Annotated in this window: 17 protein-coding genes and 1 tRNA gene; 6 read left to right on the forward strand and 12 right to left on the reverse strand. The window is 64.1% G+C overall.

The genetic code is table 11. The annotated features are described in order from the left end of the window. Positions 1-12: 12 nt before the first annotated feature. Together gap and AC1ROT_RS15770 are read right to left on the reverse strand one after the other, a co-directional pair. Positions 13-1,017, reverse strand: coding sequence for a type I glyceraldehyde-3-phosphate dehydrogenase (gap, locus tag AC1ROT_RS15765; protein WP_493000108.1), 1,005 nt, complete (start codon positions 1,015-1,017; stop codon positions 13-15). Between the two features lie 184 nt (positions 1,018-1,201). Next, a complete protein-coding gene (locus AC1ROT_RS15770; protein ID WP_493000109.1) occupies positions 1,202-1,897 on the reverse strand; it encodes a TIGR02117 family protein in 696 nt (231 codons plus the stop codon). A 171-nt stretch (positions 1,898-2,068) separates the two neighbouring features. Between AC1ROT_RS15770 and AC1ROT_RS15775 the strand changes: the two genes are divergently transcribed. Both AC1ROT_RS15775 and AC1ROT_RS15780 read left to right on the forward strand, forming a co-directional pair. Continuing rightward, positions 2,069-2,587: an acyloxyacyl hydrolase gene (locus AC1ROT_RS15775; RefSeq protein ID WP_493000110.1), complete on the forward strand. Its 519-nt coding sequence runs from the start codon at positions 2,069-2,071 to the stop codon at positions 2,585-2,587. Positions 2,588-2,627: 40 nt separating this feature from the next. Beyond that, entirely contained in the window at positions 2,628-3,482 is an 855-nt protein-coding gene (locus tag AC1ROT_RS15780; protein ID WP_493000112.1) for a hypothetical protein, read from the forward strand. A gap of 2 nt (positions 3,483-3,484) precedes the next feature. Here AC1ROT_RS15780 and gluQRS read toward each other — a convergent pair whose 3' ends face one another. Further along, positions 3,485-4,357, reverse strand: coding sequence for a tRNA glutamyl-Q(34) synthetase GluQRS (gene gluQRS, locus AC1ROT_RS15785; RefSeq protein ID WP_493000114.1), 873 nt, complete (start codon positions 4,355-4,357; stop codon positions 3,485-3,487). A gap of 26 nt (positions 4,358-4,383) precedes the next feature. On the opposite strand from gluQRS, the gene AC1ROT_RS15790 reads away from it, so the two are divergent. The 3 genes from AC1ROT_RS15790 (at position 4,384) to AC1ROT_RS15800 (ending at position 6,446) form a co-directional block, all read left to right on the forward strand. Continuing rightward, positions 4,384-5,079 carry a DNA-3-methyladenine glycosylase family protein gene (locus AC1ROT_RS15790; protein WP_493000115.1) on the forward strand — a complete coding sequence of 232 codons (696 nt, stop codon included), beginning with the start codon at positions 4,384-4,386 and terminating at the stop codon, positions 5,077-5,079. Continuing rightward, positions 5,076-5,786 (forward strand): alpha/beta hydrolase, encoded by a 711-nt coding sequence (locus AC1ROT_RS15795; RefSeq protein ID WP_493000117.1) that lies wholly within the window; start codon positions 5,076-5,078, stop codon positions 5,784-5,786. Before AC1ROT_RS15790 ends, AC1ROT_RS15795 begins: the two co-directional genes overlap by 4 nt. Positions 5,787-5,900: 114 nt before the next feature. Next, a complete protein-coding gene (locus tag AC1ROT_RS15800; protein WP_492971613.1) occupies positions 5,901-6,446 on the forward strand; it encodes an HNH endonuclease in 546 nt (181 codons plus the stop codon). A 15-nt stretch (positions 6,447-6,461) separates the two neighbouring features. On the opposite strand, the gene AC1ROT_RS15805 is transcribed toward AC1ROT_RS15800, so the two are convergent. From AC1ROT_RS15805 to AC1ROT_RS15815, 3 genes are read right to left on the reverse strand one after another with little or no spacing between them, the layout of a single operon-like run. Then, positions 6,462-7,004, reverse strand: coding sequence for a demethoxyubiquinone hydroxylase family protein (locus AC1ROT_RS15805; protein ID WP_493000119.1), 543 nt, complete (start codon positions 7,002-7,004; stop codon positions 6,462-6,464). Continuing rightward, the gene (locus AC1ROT_RS15810) at positions 7,004-7,486 is read right to left on the reverse strand and encodes a disulfide bond formation protein B (protein ID WP_493000121.1); all 483 of its coding nucleotides are present in this window, start codon (positions 7,484-7,486) and stop codon (positions 7,004-7,006) included. The genes AC1ROT_RS15805 and AC1ROT_RS15810 overlap by 1 nt, the downstream gene beginning before the upstream one ends. 3 nt (positions 7,487-7,489) lie before the next feature. Next, positions 7,490-8,071, reverse strand: a complete 582-nt coding sequence (locus AC1ROT_RS15815) for a YqaA family protein (protein WP_492971610.1) — start codon at positions 8,069-8,071, stop codon at positions 7,490-7,492. A 185-nt stretch (positions 8,072-8,256) separates the two neighbouring features. Here AC1ROT_RS15815 and AC1ROT_RS15820 point away from each other — a divergent pair. Further along, positions 8,257-8,343 (forward strand) — tRNA-Leu (locus AC1ROT_RS15820). A 62-nt stretch (positions 8,344-8,405) separates the two neighbouring features. Here the strand turns inward: AC1ROT_RS15820 and AC1ROT_RS15825 are convergent. The 6 genes from AC1ROT_RS15825 to AC1ROT_RS15850 all read right to left on the reverse strand — a co-directional run bounded on the left by AC1ROT_RS15825 (position 8,406) and on the right by AC1ROT_RS15850 (position 13,616). Continuing rightward, entirely contained in the window at positions 8,406-9,182 is a 777-nt protein-coding gene (locus AC1ROT_RS15825; RefSeq protein ID WP_493000123.1) for an HpcH/HpaI aldolase family protein, read from the reverse strand. A 13-nt stretch (positions 9,183-9,195) separates the two neighbouring features. Further along, positions 9,196-10,599: a TRAP transporter large permease gene (locus AC1ROT_RS15830; protein ID WP_493000125.1), complete on the reverse strand. Its 1,404-nt coding sequence runs from the start codon at positions 10,597-10,599 to the stop codon at positions 9,196-9,198. An 8-nt stretch (positions 10,600-10,607) separates the two neighbouring features. Continuing rightward, positions 10,608-11,135: a TRAP transporter small permease gene (locus AC1ROT_RS15835; protein ID WP_492971607.1), complete on the reverse strand. Its 528-nt coding sequence runs from the start codon at positions 11,133-11,135 to the stop codon at positions 10,608-10,610. A 52-nt stretch (positions 11,136-11,187) separates the two neighbouring features. Then, positions 11,188-12,183: a sialic acid TRAP transporter substrate-binding protein SiaP gene (locus AC1ROT_RS15840; protein WP_492971606.1), complete on the reverse strand. Its 996-nt coding sequence runs from the start codon at positions 12,181-12,183 to the stop codon at positions 11,188-11,190. 21 nt (positions 12,184-12,204) lie between these two features. Next, a complete protein-coding gene (locus tag AC1ROT_RS15845; RefSeq protein ID WP_493000127.1) occupies positions 12,205-13,224 on the reverse strand; it encodes an NAD-dependent epimerase/dehydratase family protein in 1,020 nt (339 codons plus the stop codon). Between the two features lie 206 nt (positions 13,225-13,430). Next, positions 13,431-13,616: a CsbD family protein gene (locus tag AC1ROT_RS15850; RefSeq protein WP_493000129.1), complete on the reverse strand. Its 186-nt coding sequence runs from the start codon at positions 13,614-13,616 to the stop codon at positions 13,431-13,433. Between the last annotated feature and the right edge of the window lie 54 nt (positions 13,617-13,670).

Consider the following 13,670-nt stretch of genomic DNA (forward strand, 5'->3'; position numbering starts at 1 on the left):
CTCGGCGGCCGCTCAGAGCTTGGCCATCGCAACCGCAGTGTCGGACATGCGGTTGGAGAAGCCCCACTCGTTGTCGTACCACGACACCACGCGCACCAGATTGCCGTCCATGACTGTGGTCTGCTTCAGGTCGAAGGTCGAGCTGGCCGGGCTGTGGTTGAAGTCGCTGGAGACCAGCGGCTGGTCGTTGACGTCGAGGATGCCCTTGAGCTGGTTGCCGGCGGCGCGCTTGATCGCCTCGTTGATCTCTTCGGCCGTGGTGTTCTTCTTCGAGATGAACTTGAAGTCGATCAGCGAGACATTCGGGGTCGGCACGCGGATCGACGAGCCGTCCAGCTTGCCCTTCAGGTTGGGCAGCACCAGGCCGACGGCTTTGGCGGCGCCGGTGGTGGTCGGGATCATAGAGAGCGCCGCCGCACGGCCGCGGTAGAGATCCTTGTGCATGGTGTCCAGCGTCGGCTGGTCGCCGGTATAGGCATGGATCGTGGTCATGTAGCCCTTCTCGATGCCGACTGCGGCGTCGAGGACGAAGGCGACCGGCGCCAGGCAGTTGGTGGTGCAGGAGGCGTTCGAGACGATGGTGTGCTCGGGCTTGAGCTGATCGTGGTTCACGCCGTAGACGACGGTGAGGTCGGCATTGGTGGCGGGGGCCGAGACCAGCACCTTGCGGGCGCCGGCGGTGAGGTGCAGCGCGGCCTTTTCCTTGTCGGTGAAGATGCCGGTGCATTCCAGCGCGATGTCGACCTTCAGTTCCTTCCACGGCAGCTTGGCCGGGTCGCGTTCGGCACTCACCTTGATCGGGCCGCGGCCCACATCGATGCTGTCGCCCTTGACGGTGACCGTGCCGTTAAAACGGCCATGCACGCTGTCATAGCGGAACAGATGGGCGTTGGTTTCCACCGGGCCCAGATCGTTGATGCCAACAACTTCGATATCCGTGCGGCCGCTCTCGATGATGGCGCGCAGCACATTGCGGCCGATGCGGCCGAAACCGTTAATCGCAACCCGAACCGTCATTTTTCTGGTCTCCGTGGGATGGCGTGACGAGGGGCGGGCCGGTGGCCCGGAACCACTCTTTTTTCGGGGCTCGGTTTACCGTCTTTGAGCCTGAGTCGCAAGGCGAGCACGGCTTGGTCACGGCGCGAAAATCCACCTGAAACGGGGAAAATCCCGCATTGCCCTGTCATGGCGTAAAAATCGGTCATGGCCGGTTTCTCATCAGCCCGAAGGGCAGCGGGGTCCACCAGCCGGTCGGCAGGCCGGCGGCGCGAAGTCCGGCGCCGATCCACTCGTTGCAGGTGCGAAGAGGGCTGTAGCGGCCAACGGCCTCGTAAAAGGCGTCGTTAGCACCGAACCCGGCCTCGGGAAGCTGCTGGGGCCGCCCGTCCGAGGCGGGGCTGAAGCCGGCGCGGATATAGGCGGCCAGGGCATGATACTGCAGCGAATCGACGTCGATCTGCCGGACCTGAGGGGATGCCCTATCCGGTTGCCCGATCCGCATGACATGCATGGCGGCAGGACCCCGGCCCAGCAGGGCGGCCAGGGCAAGATCGGGGCGGAAATCGATCGGCCGGCGGGTTGCCAGGTAAAAGTCCCGGTCGCCCCAGCCGAAGGCGATGTAAGCCCCGTCGGCGCTGCGTGCTGCCTGTCCGCTCGTGGCCGGTCTCTCGCCCGCCAGCCATTCGTCCCAGTCGACCGTGCCCTGCCGGACCGGTAGGGCCAGCCAGACATGCCAGCCATTTGAAACCAGATAGACCGGTATCCGCGGCTGGCCGGCCATGGGCTCGCGATGCGGTGCCGACAGCAGCCCGAAGCCCAGGACGGCCAGGGCGTAGAAGGCTGGCACGGCAATCACCAGGAGGCTGAGCCAGAGGGCAAGGCGGCGGAAGGGGCGCATGACGGGTCTTGTGCCTGTCAATTGTGGCGACAATTCAGCGCGCCTGCCGGCGCGGCTGCGGCCGATAAGGCCTTGGCGGAATGACGCTTCTTTGGCTAAGATCGGGGGAACGAGTGGGGTTTCTGAAATAAAGCCGTGCCGGCAGGGGCGGTTATCCGGGGGATCAAGACGATGCGTTATTCCGCGTGTTGGGGTGTTGCGGTCAGCTTTGCGGTGGCCGCGCTGGCCATTTTTTCGGCACCTGCCGCATACAGCAAGGATGGCGATGACCCGTCCTTCCTGGCGTTCAGCGCCGGGTATCATGACATCAACGACGACCATGATGCCTTTGAAGGCCGGGTCGAATATCGCCACGGCGACAAGTTCTGGATTTTCAAACCCTTCGTTGGCGTGATGGGCACCAGCGACCAGGCCGTATACGGTTATGCCGGTGTGCTGGTCGATCTGTATATGGGCCGCCGCTGGGTACTGACGCCGAGCTTCGCGCCAGGCGTGTATCGCGAAGGCGATGGCAAGGACCTGGGCGGCGCCATCGAATTCAAGTCGCAGCTGGAAATCAGCTATCGCTTCGATAACCGCTCGCGGCTGGGCCTCGGCATCAGCCATATGTCGAATGCCAGCATCTATAAAAGCAATCCCGGCACCGAGACGCTCTTCCTGACCTACGCCATGCCGCTCGGCGGCAAGTGATTCGGTACGGGGTGTTTCCGGTGAAACATCCCGCACCTGAATGATCGATACGGCGCGGATGCGTCCGGCCCTGACTCTCGGTTTGATCGGGGTTCTGCTGCTGTTGCTGCCGCTATCGGCGCGGGCTCAGGACAAGTTGTTGTGGCTGAAAACCGAATGGCCCCCGGTCTTCATGACGAATGACGGCGGTTTTGGCGATCATGCCCTCGCCTGGCTGATCGAACGACTGCCGGACTACAGCCATGACATCCGCAGTCTGCCGCTGGCGCGTCTGCTGAAAACCCTGGAGCGGACGGATGTAACAGTCTGCGCCAGCGGTCTGGCCCGCAATCCGGCGCGCGAGGCTCAGTTCCTGGTCAGTCATGATCTGATGCATATGCCCGGCCTGGCCCTGGTGACGCGGGTCGACGAGGTCAATACGTTTCGCGGGTTTCGCAATGCCGATGGCATGATTGAGTTGCGTCGTCTGCTGCAGCAGAGCGAGCTGGATGGCGCAGTTCATGACAGCCGGTCCTATGGCGCGGCGCTGGACGAGCAGTTGCGCAGTGCGCCGCCTTCGGCGCCTGTCGTGCGACTTTCGAAAACCGGTACGATGCTGTCGATGTTGACCGCCAAGCGGGTCGACTGGCTGCTGCTGTATCCGTTCGAGGCCACCTGGCAGGTGCGGCAGGCACAGAAAGAGGAGGCGGCGATGCCGACCATCACATCCTTGCCGCTGGCGGAGGCGCCGGCTGCCATTCGCGGCGGCATAACCTGTAATCGTGTTCCGGGCAGTGACGCGGTCGTGGAAAAAATCAATCGCCTGATCGCCGCTCATCCGGATCGGCCCTGGCTGCAGTCCATGCTGGACTGGCTCGATCCCGAAGCGCGTAAACGCCTCGCCGGCACGCGCTGATCTCAGGGCGCGAAATCCAGTCCGGTCCGGCGCCAGATATCGGCAGCATCAAGGCCGCTGGCGCGCAGGTCGCGCAGAGCCGGTGCATTCTTGCGCTTGGCCAGCCGTTCGCCGCTGTCGTCGGTCAGTAGCGGGTGATGGGCATAGGCCGGCACCGGCCAGTCGAACAATGCCTGCAGCAGGCGATGCAGATGGGTGGCGGCAAACAGGTCCTCTCCACGGGTGACCAGCGTGACGCCCTGCAGGGCGTCGTCATGGCTGACGCAGAGATGATAGCTCGCCGGCGTTTCCTTGCGGGCCAACACGACATCGCCAAAGCCACTGATCAGCAGCTCCGGCGTCACCGTCTGCTCGCCAGCAGATTCGTCCTGCCAGGTCAGGGGCCAGTGCCCTGCATGGCGGCAGGCGGCCTCGATATCCAGCCGCAGCGCATAGGCGTCTCCGGCTGCCATGCGCTGCTCGCGCTCGGTGCCCGAAAGATGCCGGCAGGTGCCGGGATACACGGTCCCTTCAAAGCCGTGCGGCGCCTGGCCGGCGGCAGCGATTTCGGCCTGAATCTGCTTGCGGGTGCAGAAGCAGGGATAGAGCAGGCTGCGATCGCGCAGGCTGTCGAGCGCGGCTCTGTAGTCGGCGAAATGCTGCGATTGCCGGCGCACCGGTTCTTCCCAGCGCAGGCCCAGCCAGGTCAGGTCCTCGAAAATCGCCGTCGTCAATTCGGGCCGGCAGCGGATTCCGTCGATATCCTCGATCCGCAGCAGAAAGCGCCCACCCGCCTGCCGGGCACGCAGATATGCCATCCCCGCGGCATAGGCATGCCCGAGATGCAGGTAGCCGGTCGGGCTTGGCGCACAGCGCGTAACGGTGTCAGACTGCATGATACGATTCTCTCTGCAGGCAGCTTATGGCAAAGCCTCTCCCCGCCGCAAAGGCCGATACCCGCAAGCGCACGGCCCTGGCCGTGAAACAGCTCTGCGCCCGTGAACCGAAATTTGCCGCCGCCCATGCGGCCGTCGGCTTCATCGCGGACCGGCGACGGCCGGCGGATTTCGCCACTCTGTGCCGCATCGTCATCGAACAGCAGATTTCGGTGGCCGCCGCCGCCACCGTCTGGGGGCGGCTGGAGGCCACCGTGCAGGGCCGCGCCAATGGCGCCTTCAGTGCCGAACGCGTGCTGAAACTGAGCGAGGCCCGGCTGCGCGCCTGCGGCCTGAGCGGTCCGAAGGTGCGGTATGTGCGCAACATGGCCCTGGCGGCAAAAAGCGGCACCATCGATTTCGACCTGCTGCCCAGACTGGATGATGCGGCTGCGATAGCCATGTTGACCGCCGTGAAGGGCATCGGACGCTGGACGGCGGAAATCTTCCTGATGTTTGCACTCGACCGCGAGGATATCTGGCCCGCCCATGACGTGGCGTTGCAGGAGGCGGCAAAGCGCCTGTTCGGCCTGAAGACCCGCCCGGACGTGAAGAAGATGGATCGTATGGCGGAAAACTGGCGGCCGCATCGCGGTGTCGCGGCGCGTTTGCTGTGGCGCTATTATGCCGTGACCGGCAATCGCCTCACCACGGACGACAGTAACGCGAAGGCACCCGTATGACCGCAACCATCGATGGCCCCCGTCTTTCGCCCGCCAAAGGCCCCGCCCGCAAGCTGGTGGTGCTGGTGCATGGTTATGGCGCCGATGGCAATGACCTGATCGAACTGGGCGCGCAGTGGCAGCGGCAGCTGCCGGATGCAGCCTTTGTCGCGCCGCATGCGCCGGCGATGATCCCGGGTTTTCCGCCGGGCATGGGTGGTGGGCGGCAATGGTTCGCTCTGGACGCTTATGACCCCAACCTGCTGCGTCGCGATCCGCAACATACCGCCGCGATCTATGCGACCATGCAGCAGGCGGCCGGGCAGGTGGCGCCGGCGCTGGATGCGTTTCTAGACGCCGAACTGAAGCGGCACGGTCTTGGGCCGCGTGACCTCGCGCTGGTGGGGTTCAGCCAGGGCACCATGATGGCGCTGCATATCGGTCTGCGTCGCGATCCGGCACCGGCGGCGATCCTGGGCTATTCCGGCGCGCTGCTGGGCGGGGCGGATCTGAAAAAGCAGATCCACGCCCGGCCGCCGATTCTCCTGATTCACGGCGATGCCGATGCGGTCGTCCCGATCGAGGCGATGCATGCGGCGCTGGCAGCCTTGAACGAGGCCGGCTGCCCGGCGCGGTTCCATGTCAGCCCCGGGCTCGGCCATGGCATTGACGGCCAGGGACTCAGCCTCGGTGGCGCCTTCCTCGCCGAACATCTCGCGGCGCGCTAGATCATCAGGACGACCGGTGTGGATAACCTGCCCGGTTCACCAAATAAGGTGGTTGTCATGATGCGGTAACCCCGCATATGGTAATGATATTCGGCGTACGGACCTGAGGGAGACATGACCCCAGAGAGTTGTCCAGCGTTGGTTCTGAATGCGGATTACCAGCCGCTGTCCTATTTCCCGCTTTCGGTCTGGCCGTGGCAGGAAGTGGTGAAAGCGGTGTGTATGGATCGCGTCACCATCCTGTCGGAATACGACCAGGAAATTCATTCGCCCAGCATGCGCATGCGGCTGCCCAGCGTGGTGGCCCTGAAGCGCTATATCGCCCCGGCCCGGCGTCCGGCCTTCACCCGGTTCAATCTGTTCCTGCGTGACCGCTTCTCCTGCCAGTATTGCGGCAGCCGGCATGAGCTGACCTTCGATCACGTGATCCCGCGCTCGCGCGGTGGCCTGACGCGCTGGGACAATGTGGTGGCCGCCTGCGCGCCCTGTAACCTGACCAAGGGCGGTCGCATGCCCGACGACTGCCACATGCACCCCCGCATGCGGCCGCATATGCCGACCGTGCAGGAACTGCAGCGCAACGGGCGCGGCTTCCCGCCCAATTTCCTGCACGAAAGCTGGCGTGATTTTCTCTACTGGGACAGCGAACTGGAGCCGTAAGTCCCGGATGGCGCGTCAGACACGCTCGGACAGCCAGATGGCGCCGCGCGTGATCGCTTTGATGCCTTTCGACAGCAGGGGATAGGCCGGCGCTTCGGCGGCGCCTTCGGCCCGCGCCGTGTCGCGGTGGCTCACCTCGTCGGCGCGGAACTGCTCGATCATGTCGCGCAACGCGGGCTCGGTTTCGCCGAGCGCTTCCACCTGTTTGGCATAATGGGCGTCGATCACGTCCTCGACGGCTTCGGTGCAGGCCATAGCAGCCTTCTCGCCCAGCAGCGCCGTGGCGGCGCCGAGCGCAAAACCGCCGACATGCCAGAGCGGCGAGAGCAGGGTGGGGCGGACATGATGTTTCGGCAGCAGGCGGTCGAAGGCATCCAGATGCGCCTGTTCCTGTTCCAGCATATGGCGAATGGTCGGCGTGGAGGGCGCCTGCTTCAGCACCGAAAGCTGCCCTTCATAGATGCGCTTGGCGCCATACTCGCCGGCATGGTCGACACGCAGGATGCGCGCCAGCAGCTGCCGCGGATCGGGATCGCCGGCCAGACGTCGCTTCTGCATCACGTCATCCTCTTGGCAGCCAGCAGGGCGAAGATCGCCAGGGCTGCCGACCACAGGGCATTCCAGCCCGCCATGGACAGGCCGAGGACGCGGATGGCGGCCTCGTCGCAGCGCACGACGGGCGCCGCCATGATCTGGGCGCGCAGGGCGTCCAGCGAAGTGGCGGTGGAGGTGCTGCTGCAGCTGGTCAGGCCCTGCCACCACTGCCATTCGACGCCGGCATGGAAGGCGCCGATGCCGCCGGTGATCGCGAAGCTGAAGGCAGCCAGGGCCAGAAGCTGCGCGCGCCAGCGCGGCAGCACGAAAGTGGCGAGGCCGAAGATCAGGGCGGCGATATGCGGCCAGCGCTGCCAGTGGCACATTTCGCAGGGCGGCAGGCCGAAGCCGTATTGCGCGATCAGCGCCAGCGCCAGCGTGCCGCCAGCGGCCAGCGCGACGAGCAGGCCGGAGCGGCGGGGATCGAGCAGGGTGTCGATGGTCATGGCTCAGAAGACATAGCGCACGACGACGAAACCGCCAACCAGGCAGACCACGAACAGCAGGCCGAGGATGTTGAGCCGCTTTTCGATGAAGGTCTGGATCGGGGCGCCATAAGCGCGCAGTAGGCCGGCGACCAGGAAAAAGCGGATGCCGCGGGTGACGATGGAGGCGGCTATGAACACCGGCAGGCTGAAATGCGCCGCGCCGCTGGCGATGGTGACGATCTTATAGGGGATCGGGGTCAGGCCCTTGATAAGGATGATCCAGACGCCCCATTCGTCATAAGCGGCTTCGAAGGCATGCCACTTTTCGGCATAGCCATAGAGGTCGATAATCCAGCGACCCAAGGTCTCGATCAGAAAGTAACCGATGGCATAGCCGAACAGGCCACCGATCACCGAGGCAACGGTGCAGATCGCGGCGTAATGAAAAGCGCGCGCCCGGTTTGCCAGGCACATCGGGATCAGCATCACGTCGGGCGGGATCGGGAAGACCGAGCTTTCCAGAAAGGAGACCACGGCAAGGGCACGGTCGGCCCGCGGACGGGCGGCCTGGCGCATGGTCCAGTCGTAAAGGCTGCGAAACACGGCGGCGAAATCTCCGGAACAGGCTTCGTGTATGCCGGAGCGATCAGGGCTTGTCCATGCGTCGACCGGCCGCAGGCCTATGACAAAACAGTGTTTACCGCGGTTTTTCGGCCATGGCCGGCGGTTGATTCAGCCCGCGCCTTCGGTAATATCCGCCCGCGCCTAAGACCGGCCGCAATCGCCGGGCCCCAGTGGTGAAATTGGTAGACGCGACAGACTCAAAATCTGTTATCCGCAAGGGTGTGCTGGTTCAAGTCCGGCCTGGGGCACCACCGATGACCGTCTGGCGACGACCATCCGACCGGCGCGCGGCTTCCTTAAAGTTTCATCGCCCTCAACTTTTCATGGCCTTGAACTTCGCCATATCGGCCATCGCCGTATCGCGCAGCCGCGCCGTGTCGTTGTCGGCCGTCACCATGCTGTAGCCGAGCGCGAACATATCGGCCCAGGTCATGCCGACGCGCGGCACGGTACCGAACGGCTTGCCGGCCTTTTTGAGCGCGGCTTCCGTCTTCGCCAGCAGGGCGACCACATCGGGATGATCGAATTCGCCCAGAAGCCCGATCGAGCCCGAGAGATCGAAGGGTCCGACGAAGAGTGCATCGACGCCGTCCACCGCAGCGATCTCCGGGATCGCATCAACCGCGGCGGCGGTCTCGATCTGACAGACGATCAGCAGGTTGTCGTCAGCGGCTTTGCGATAGGCGGCGCCATCGATGCCGTAGTTGGAGGCGCGGATCTGGCCGATGGCTGAGCCGCGAGAGCCGCGCGGCGGATAGCGGCAGGCCGAGACGATGGCCTGGGCTTCTTTCGCGGACTGCACGGAGGGGACGACCACGCCTTCGACACCGACATCGAGCACGCGCTTGAGATAGACCGGATCATGCGAGGGCACGCGGACCAGACAGGTGGTCTGGGTGCGCGACAGCGCCTGCAGATGACCGATCAGGGTTTCCGGCGTGCCGCGGGCATGTTCCTGGTCGACGATGATGAAGTCGAAGCCGACCAGGCCGAAGATTTCGCTGGTCGCTGGCGTGTCGAGGGTGACCCAGGGGCCGAGGACTTTCTCGCCCGCCAGCAGGCGGGGTTTCAGACTGTTGGTACGCAGCATCGCAGCCTCGGGGTTATTTCAGCAGGGCCGGCAGCCACAGGCTGATGGCGGGGACGTAAGTGACCAGTGCCAGGCTCACCAGCAGCGGCGCAAGCCAGGGCAGGATCGCCATGGTGGTGCGTTCGAGGCTGAGGTTGGCGACGCGGGCCAGCACGAACAATACCAGTCCCATTGGCGGATGCAGCAACCCGATCATCAGGTTCAGCACCATGACCAGACCGAAATGCACCGGGTCGATGCCGAGCTTGAGCACGATGGGCAGCAGGATCGGCGTCAGGATGGTGATGGCGGCCGTCGGTTCGAGGAAGCAGCCGACGAACAGCATCAGCAGGTTGACCAGCAGCAGGAACAGCCAGGGATTGGTGGTGAACTCCAGCACCCATTGCGCGATCATTTCGGTGGTGCGCGAGGCGGCGAGCACCCAGCCGAAGACCGATGCCGCCGAGACGATGAACAGGACCGTGGCGGTGGTCTCCACGGTTTCCTGCGATGCCTTGACGAACATCCGCCAGTTCAGGGTCTTGTACCAGACCAGGCCGAGGAACAGCGCCCAGACGCAGGCGGCAATCGCGCCTTCGGTGGCGGTGAAAAGTCCCGAGGTCATGCCGCCGATCAGCAGCACTGGTGTCAGCAGCGGCAGCACAGCGGAAAACCGGAAGACGCGGTCCATCACCAGCAGCAAAGCCAGCGCGACGATCACGGTCGGGCGCGGTGGTGCGCCCCAGTCGATCGCGAAGAAGACCAGTGTGGGCATCAGGATCAGCACGCCCAGTTCGGTGAACACACCGATGATGCGCTGCCATTCGAAGGGAATGTCGCCGCCCCATTTGTTGCGCCAGGCAAAGAAGCTGACCGTCAGCATCATCAGCGCGGCCATCACGGCGCCGGGCAGGATGCCGGCCAGGAACAGCTGACCGATCGAGACGCTGGACATCATGCCGTAGATGACGAAGGGCAGGGACGGGGGGATGATCGGGCCGAGTGTGGCCGAGGCGGCCGTGATGCCGACGGCGAATTCCACGTCGTAGCCATGTTCCTTCATCGCACGAATCTCGATAGTGCCCAGGCCGGCGGCATCGGCCACCGCAGTGCCCGACATGCCGGCAAAGATCACCGAGCCGACGACATTCACGTGGCCCAGGCCGCCGCGCATCCAGCCGACCAGGCCGAGCGCGAAATTATAGATGCGGTTGGTGATGCCGGCTGAATTCATCAGATTGCCGGCCAGGATGAAGAAGGGCACGGCCAGCAGCGGGAAGCTGTCGAGGCCGGAAAACATCCGGTGGATGACGACGAAATCCGGGGCGATGCCGGTGACGTTGATGTAGATCAGCGATGCGCCCGCCATGGCGATGGCGACCGGAATGCCCGACCCCATCAGGGCCAGGAACATCAGCTTGAAAGTGGTGGCGGTCACGGCAAACCTCAGTTCGTATCGGGGCGCTCAAGCACGCTGAAACCCTGGCGCCAATGCATGACGGCAACCTGGATGGCGCGCGCGGTCATCAGCACAAAGCCCAGCAGCACGACGCTGTAAACAATGCCCATGGGCAGGTCGATCACCGACATCGGCTGATATCCGATGCGCTGGATCAGGTTCCAGGTCATCCAGCAGGCGTAGCCGAAGAAGCCGATGCGCATGATGTCGACCAGGGTCGACATGCCGCGTACGACCCGCGCCGGCAGGATGTGGTAAAAGAAATCGACCTGGATGTGGTTGTTCTTGCGCACCGCGCCGGCAGCGCCGATGAAGATCACGCAGATCAAGAGATAGCGTGCGATCTCTTCGGTCCAGGCTGCGGAATTGTTGAGCAGGTAACGGGTGAAGAACTGATAGAAGACCGTGATGCCCAGCACCCAGAAGATGGCCATGGCAAGCCAGTCCTCGAAGCGATAGGGCTTGAGGTCGATCTCGGCATCGGAAACATTGAATTGGCCGTGCTCGTCGAGCACGGCCTCCTCAACAGCAGGTGTCGGGCTGGGTTTTTCCACAATCTGTCCGCGGTTACTTGAGGGCGAGGATACGGTCGTAGTCGCTGCGCAGGTAGCCGAAATCCTCCGGCTTCGAGCTGGCCAGCACCGCCTTGCGGAAGGCTTCGCGATCCACCGTGTGGATTTCGGTGACGTTCAGCTTCTTGATCTCGTTCATCAGCAGGGTGTCCTGGTCGCGGATCTGCTGGCTGGCCAGCATGGCGCCGGCCTGCATCGCCTCCACGAAGATCTTGCGGTCATCGGCCGAGAGCTTGGCCCATGTGCCGCCGCTGATGATCGAGTTCAGCGAGTCGATCACATGACCGGTCAGCATGATGTGCTTCTGCACCTCATGGAACTTGCGCGACCAGATGGTGTTGAAGGCATTCTCCTGCGCATCCACCACGCCGCTCTGCAGCGCCAGATACACTTCGGCCAGTGCAATCGGCGTCGGGTTGGCGCCCAGCGCCTTGGGGAAGGCCATATAGGCAGCGGAGTCCGGCACGCGGATCTTCAGGCCGCGCATGTCTTCCGGCTTCAGGATCGGTTTGCTGGCAGTGACATGACGCTCGGCGGCATAGGTCAGTGCGACAATGTAGTTGCCGGTGGCCTTGCGGTAATCCTCACCGAACTCCTTGTAGATGTCGCTGCGCGCATAGGCCATCACATGGTCGAAATCGCGGAACACGAAGGGGAAGTAGGCGACACCGATGCGCTTGGCGACCTGGGCCTGGAAGCTCGCCGCGCTGATCGTCAGGTCGACGGTGCCGAGCGAAAGGCCCTGGTTGAGATCGGATTCCTTGCCCAGCACGGCCGAGGGGAAGAGCTGGATCTTGTAGCGGCCGTTGGTCTGCTTCTCGATCTGCTCGGCAGCGAAAACGGCGCCTTTGTGATGCGGTTCGCCGGGTTCGTAGACATAGGCCCATTTCAGCGTGGTCTGCGCCTGGGCGGCGCCCAGACTGCCCAGCGTGAGGGCGGCAGCAGCCAGCGGCAGCGCCAGATGGCGGGTGATGCGACTGAACAGGGTCATAGCAGGCTCCATGCGTGAGGGTCAGGCGGCAACCGGCGATGCGGTCTGCATCTGCCGTTCGGGGGAAAACTCGGGATGATCGGAGATAAAGCTCATGTAGTCGGCAAAGGCGGCGGCAAGCGCAAAGCCAGGGCGCCAGCCGATGGCGGCCATGCGGGCGATGGCCTGCGGCGGGCGGTTGAAGCCCGGATTGACAATGATGGTGCTGTCGTCGGTGCCTTCGGCAGCGAAGCGCCAGCAGAAGCCCGGGATCAGCTGCGCGATCTCAGCGCACCATTGCGCCAGTCCGAAGCGCGTGCCTGAACCGATGTTGAAGACGGGGTATGGTAGCACCGCGGCATCGGTCAGCATCAGCAGGCCGCGCGCCGCATCGGCGGCATAGAGCCAGTCGATCTGCACCTCGCGCGGCAGCACGGCTTCGCGGCCGGCCGTGGCGGCGGCCAGGCATTGCAGCAGGGCGGAGAGCGCGTCGCGTTTGCCGCTCCGCCATTCCCAGCGGCCATATTGCGGGCCGAGGCGGGCGATGGTGAGATCGAAGGGCTTCAGATCGTGCAGGCGTTTCAGGCCCCGTTCAAAGGCGAGTTTCGACAGGCCATAGAGATTGAAGGGGTCGAGTGGCGTATCCTCATCGATCGCGGCGAGCGTGTCGGAGACGGCGCCATAAGCCGAGACCGAGGAGACTGCGACCACGCGACCGATGCCCGCCGTCACGGCTTCGGCGATGCAGTCGAGAGCGGCGACGGTGTTAACGGCCAGGATCGAGCCCGGGGCCTCGCGTTCGCGGTTGGCGTCCGGTGTGATGGCAGCAGCCTGGATCAGCGACGTGATGCCGGGTTGGCGCAGAAAGCTGCGGCGGTCAGCGGCATGGGTGATGTCGCCCACGCATTCGACCAGGCGACCGGGCAGGCGGGCAAAAGCGGCTTTGGCAGCGGCCGGCAGGGGCTGCAGATCGAACGCGGTCACGGTCCATCCATCGCGCAGCGCCTGCTCGACGATATTCAGGCCGATAAACCCGCTCGCCCCGGTAATCCCTACGCCCATTGCTGCTCGCCCCAGACTGTATGCAGTCTGTATACAGGCAAGAAGGATGCCAGTGGCCGAGCGGCGATTTACGCGCGTATGCCCGCGGAAACGGTCAAATTTACAGCAGGGCGCTGCTGTTTTTTGGCCAACAGCTCAAAAAAGACCGGTCGCAAGAAAAAGCCGGGCAGCCTTTCGACTGCCCGGCTTTCTCAGGGGGTAGATGATCAGTGACGCTTGGTAGCGTCGCGCACGGCATCCTTGGCGCCGCCGATGGCGTTCTGGATCTTGCCTTCGGCCTTATCCATCTTGCCTTCGGTCTGGAGCTTGGCGTCGCCCGTGACTTTACCGGCGGCGTCCTTGATGGCGCCCTTGACCTGCTTGGCCGTGCCTTCAATGCGATCCTTGTCCATGTGACTCTCCTGTTGGTGCGTGGCGAAGTAGTGCGAACCCAACGGGATGGTCGG

This window comes from Ferrovibrio sp. GW821-FHT12E11, from assembly GCF_058806975.1.

Coding starts and splice junctions, on each gene's coding strand:
- gap (WP_493000108.1), bottom strand. CDS start 1,017: ATGACGGTTCGGGTTGCGATTAACGGTTTCGGCCGCATCGGCCGCAAT.
- AC1ROT_RS15770 (WP_493000109.1), bottom strand. CDS start 1,897: ATGCGCCCCTTCCGCCGCCTTGCCCTCTGGCTCAGCCTCCTGGTGATT.
- AC1ROT_RS15775 (WP_493000110.1), top strand. CDS start 2,069: ATGCGTTATTCCGCGTGTTGGGGTGTTGCGGTCAGCTTTGCGGTGGCC.
- AC1ROT_RS15780 (WP_493000112.1), top strand. CDS start 2,628: ATGATCGATACGGCGCGGATGCGTCCGGCCCTGACTCTCGGTTTGATC.
- gluQRS (WP_493000114.1), bottom strand. CDS start 4,357: ATGCAGTCTGACACCGTTACGCGCTGTGCGCCAAGCCCGACCGGCTAC.
- AC1ROT_RS15790 (WP_493000115.1), top strand. CDS start 4,384: ATGGCAAAGCCTCTCCCCGCCGCAAAGGCCGATACCCGCAAGCGCACG.
- AC1ROT_RS15795 (WP_493000117.1), top strand. CDS start 5,076: ATGACCGCAACCATCGATGGCCCCCGTCTTTCGCCCGCCAAAGGCCCC.
- AC1ROT_RS15800 (WP_492971613.1), top strand. CDS start 5,901: ATGACCCCAGAGAGTTGTCCAGCGTTGGTTCTGAATGCGGATTACCAG.
- AC1ROT_RS15805 (WP_493000119.1), bottom strand. CDS start 7,004: ATGCAGAAGCGACGTCTGGCCGGCGATCCCGATCCGCGGCAGCTGCTG.
- AC1ROT_RS15810 (WP_493000121.1), bottom strand. CDS start 7,486: ATGACCATCGACACCCTGCTCGATCCCCGCCGCTCCGGCCTGCTCGTC.
- AC1ROT_RS15825 (WP_493000123.1), bottom strand. CDS start 9,182: ATGCTGCGTACCAACAGTCTGAAACCCCGCCTGCTGGCGGGCGAGAAA.
- AC1ROT_RS15840 (WP_492971606.1), bottom strand. CDS start 12,183: ATGACCCTGTTCAGTCGCATCACCCGCCATCTGGCGCTGCCGCTGGCT.
- AC1ROT_RS15845 (WP_493000127.1), bottom strand. CDS start 13,224: ATGGGCGTAGGGATTACCGGGGCGAGCGGGTTTATCGGCCTGAATATC.
- AC1ROT_RS15850 (WP_493000129.1), bottom strand. CDS start 13,616: ATGGACAAGGATCGCATTGAAGGCACGGCCAAGCAGGTCAAGGGCGCC.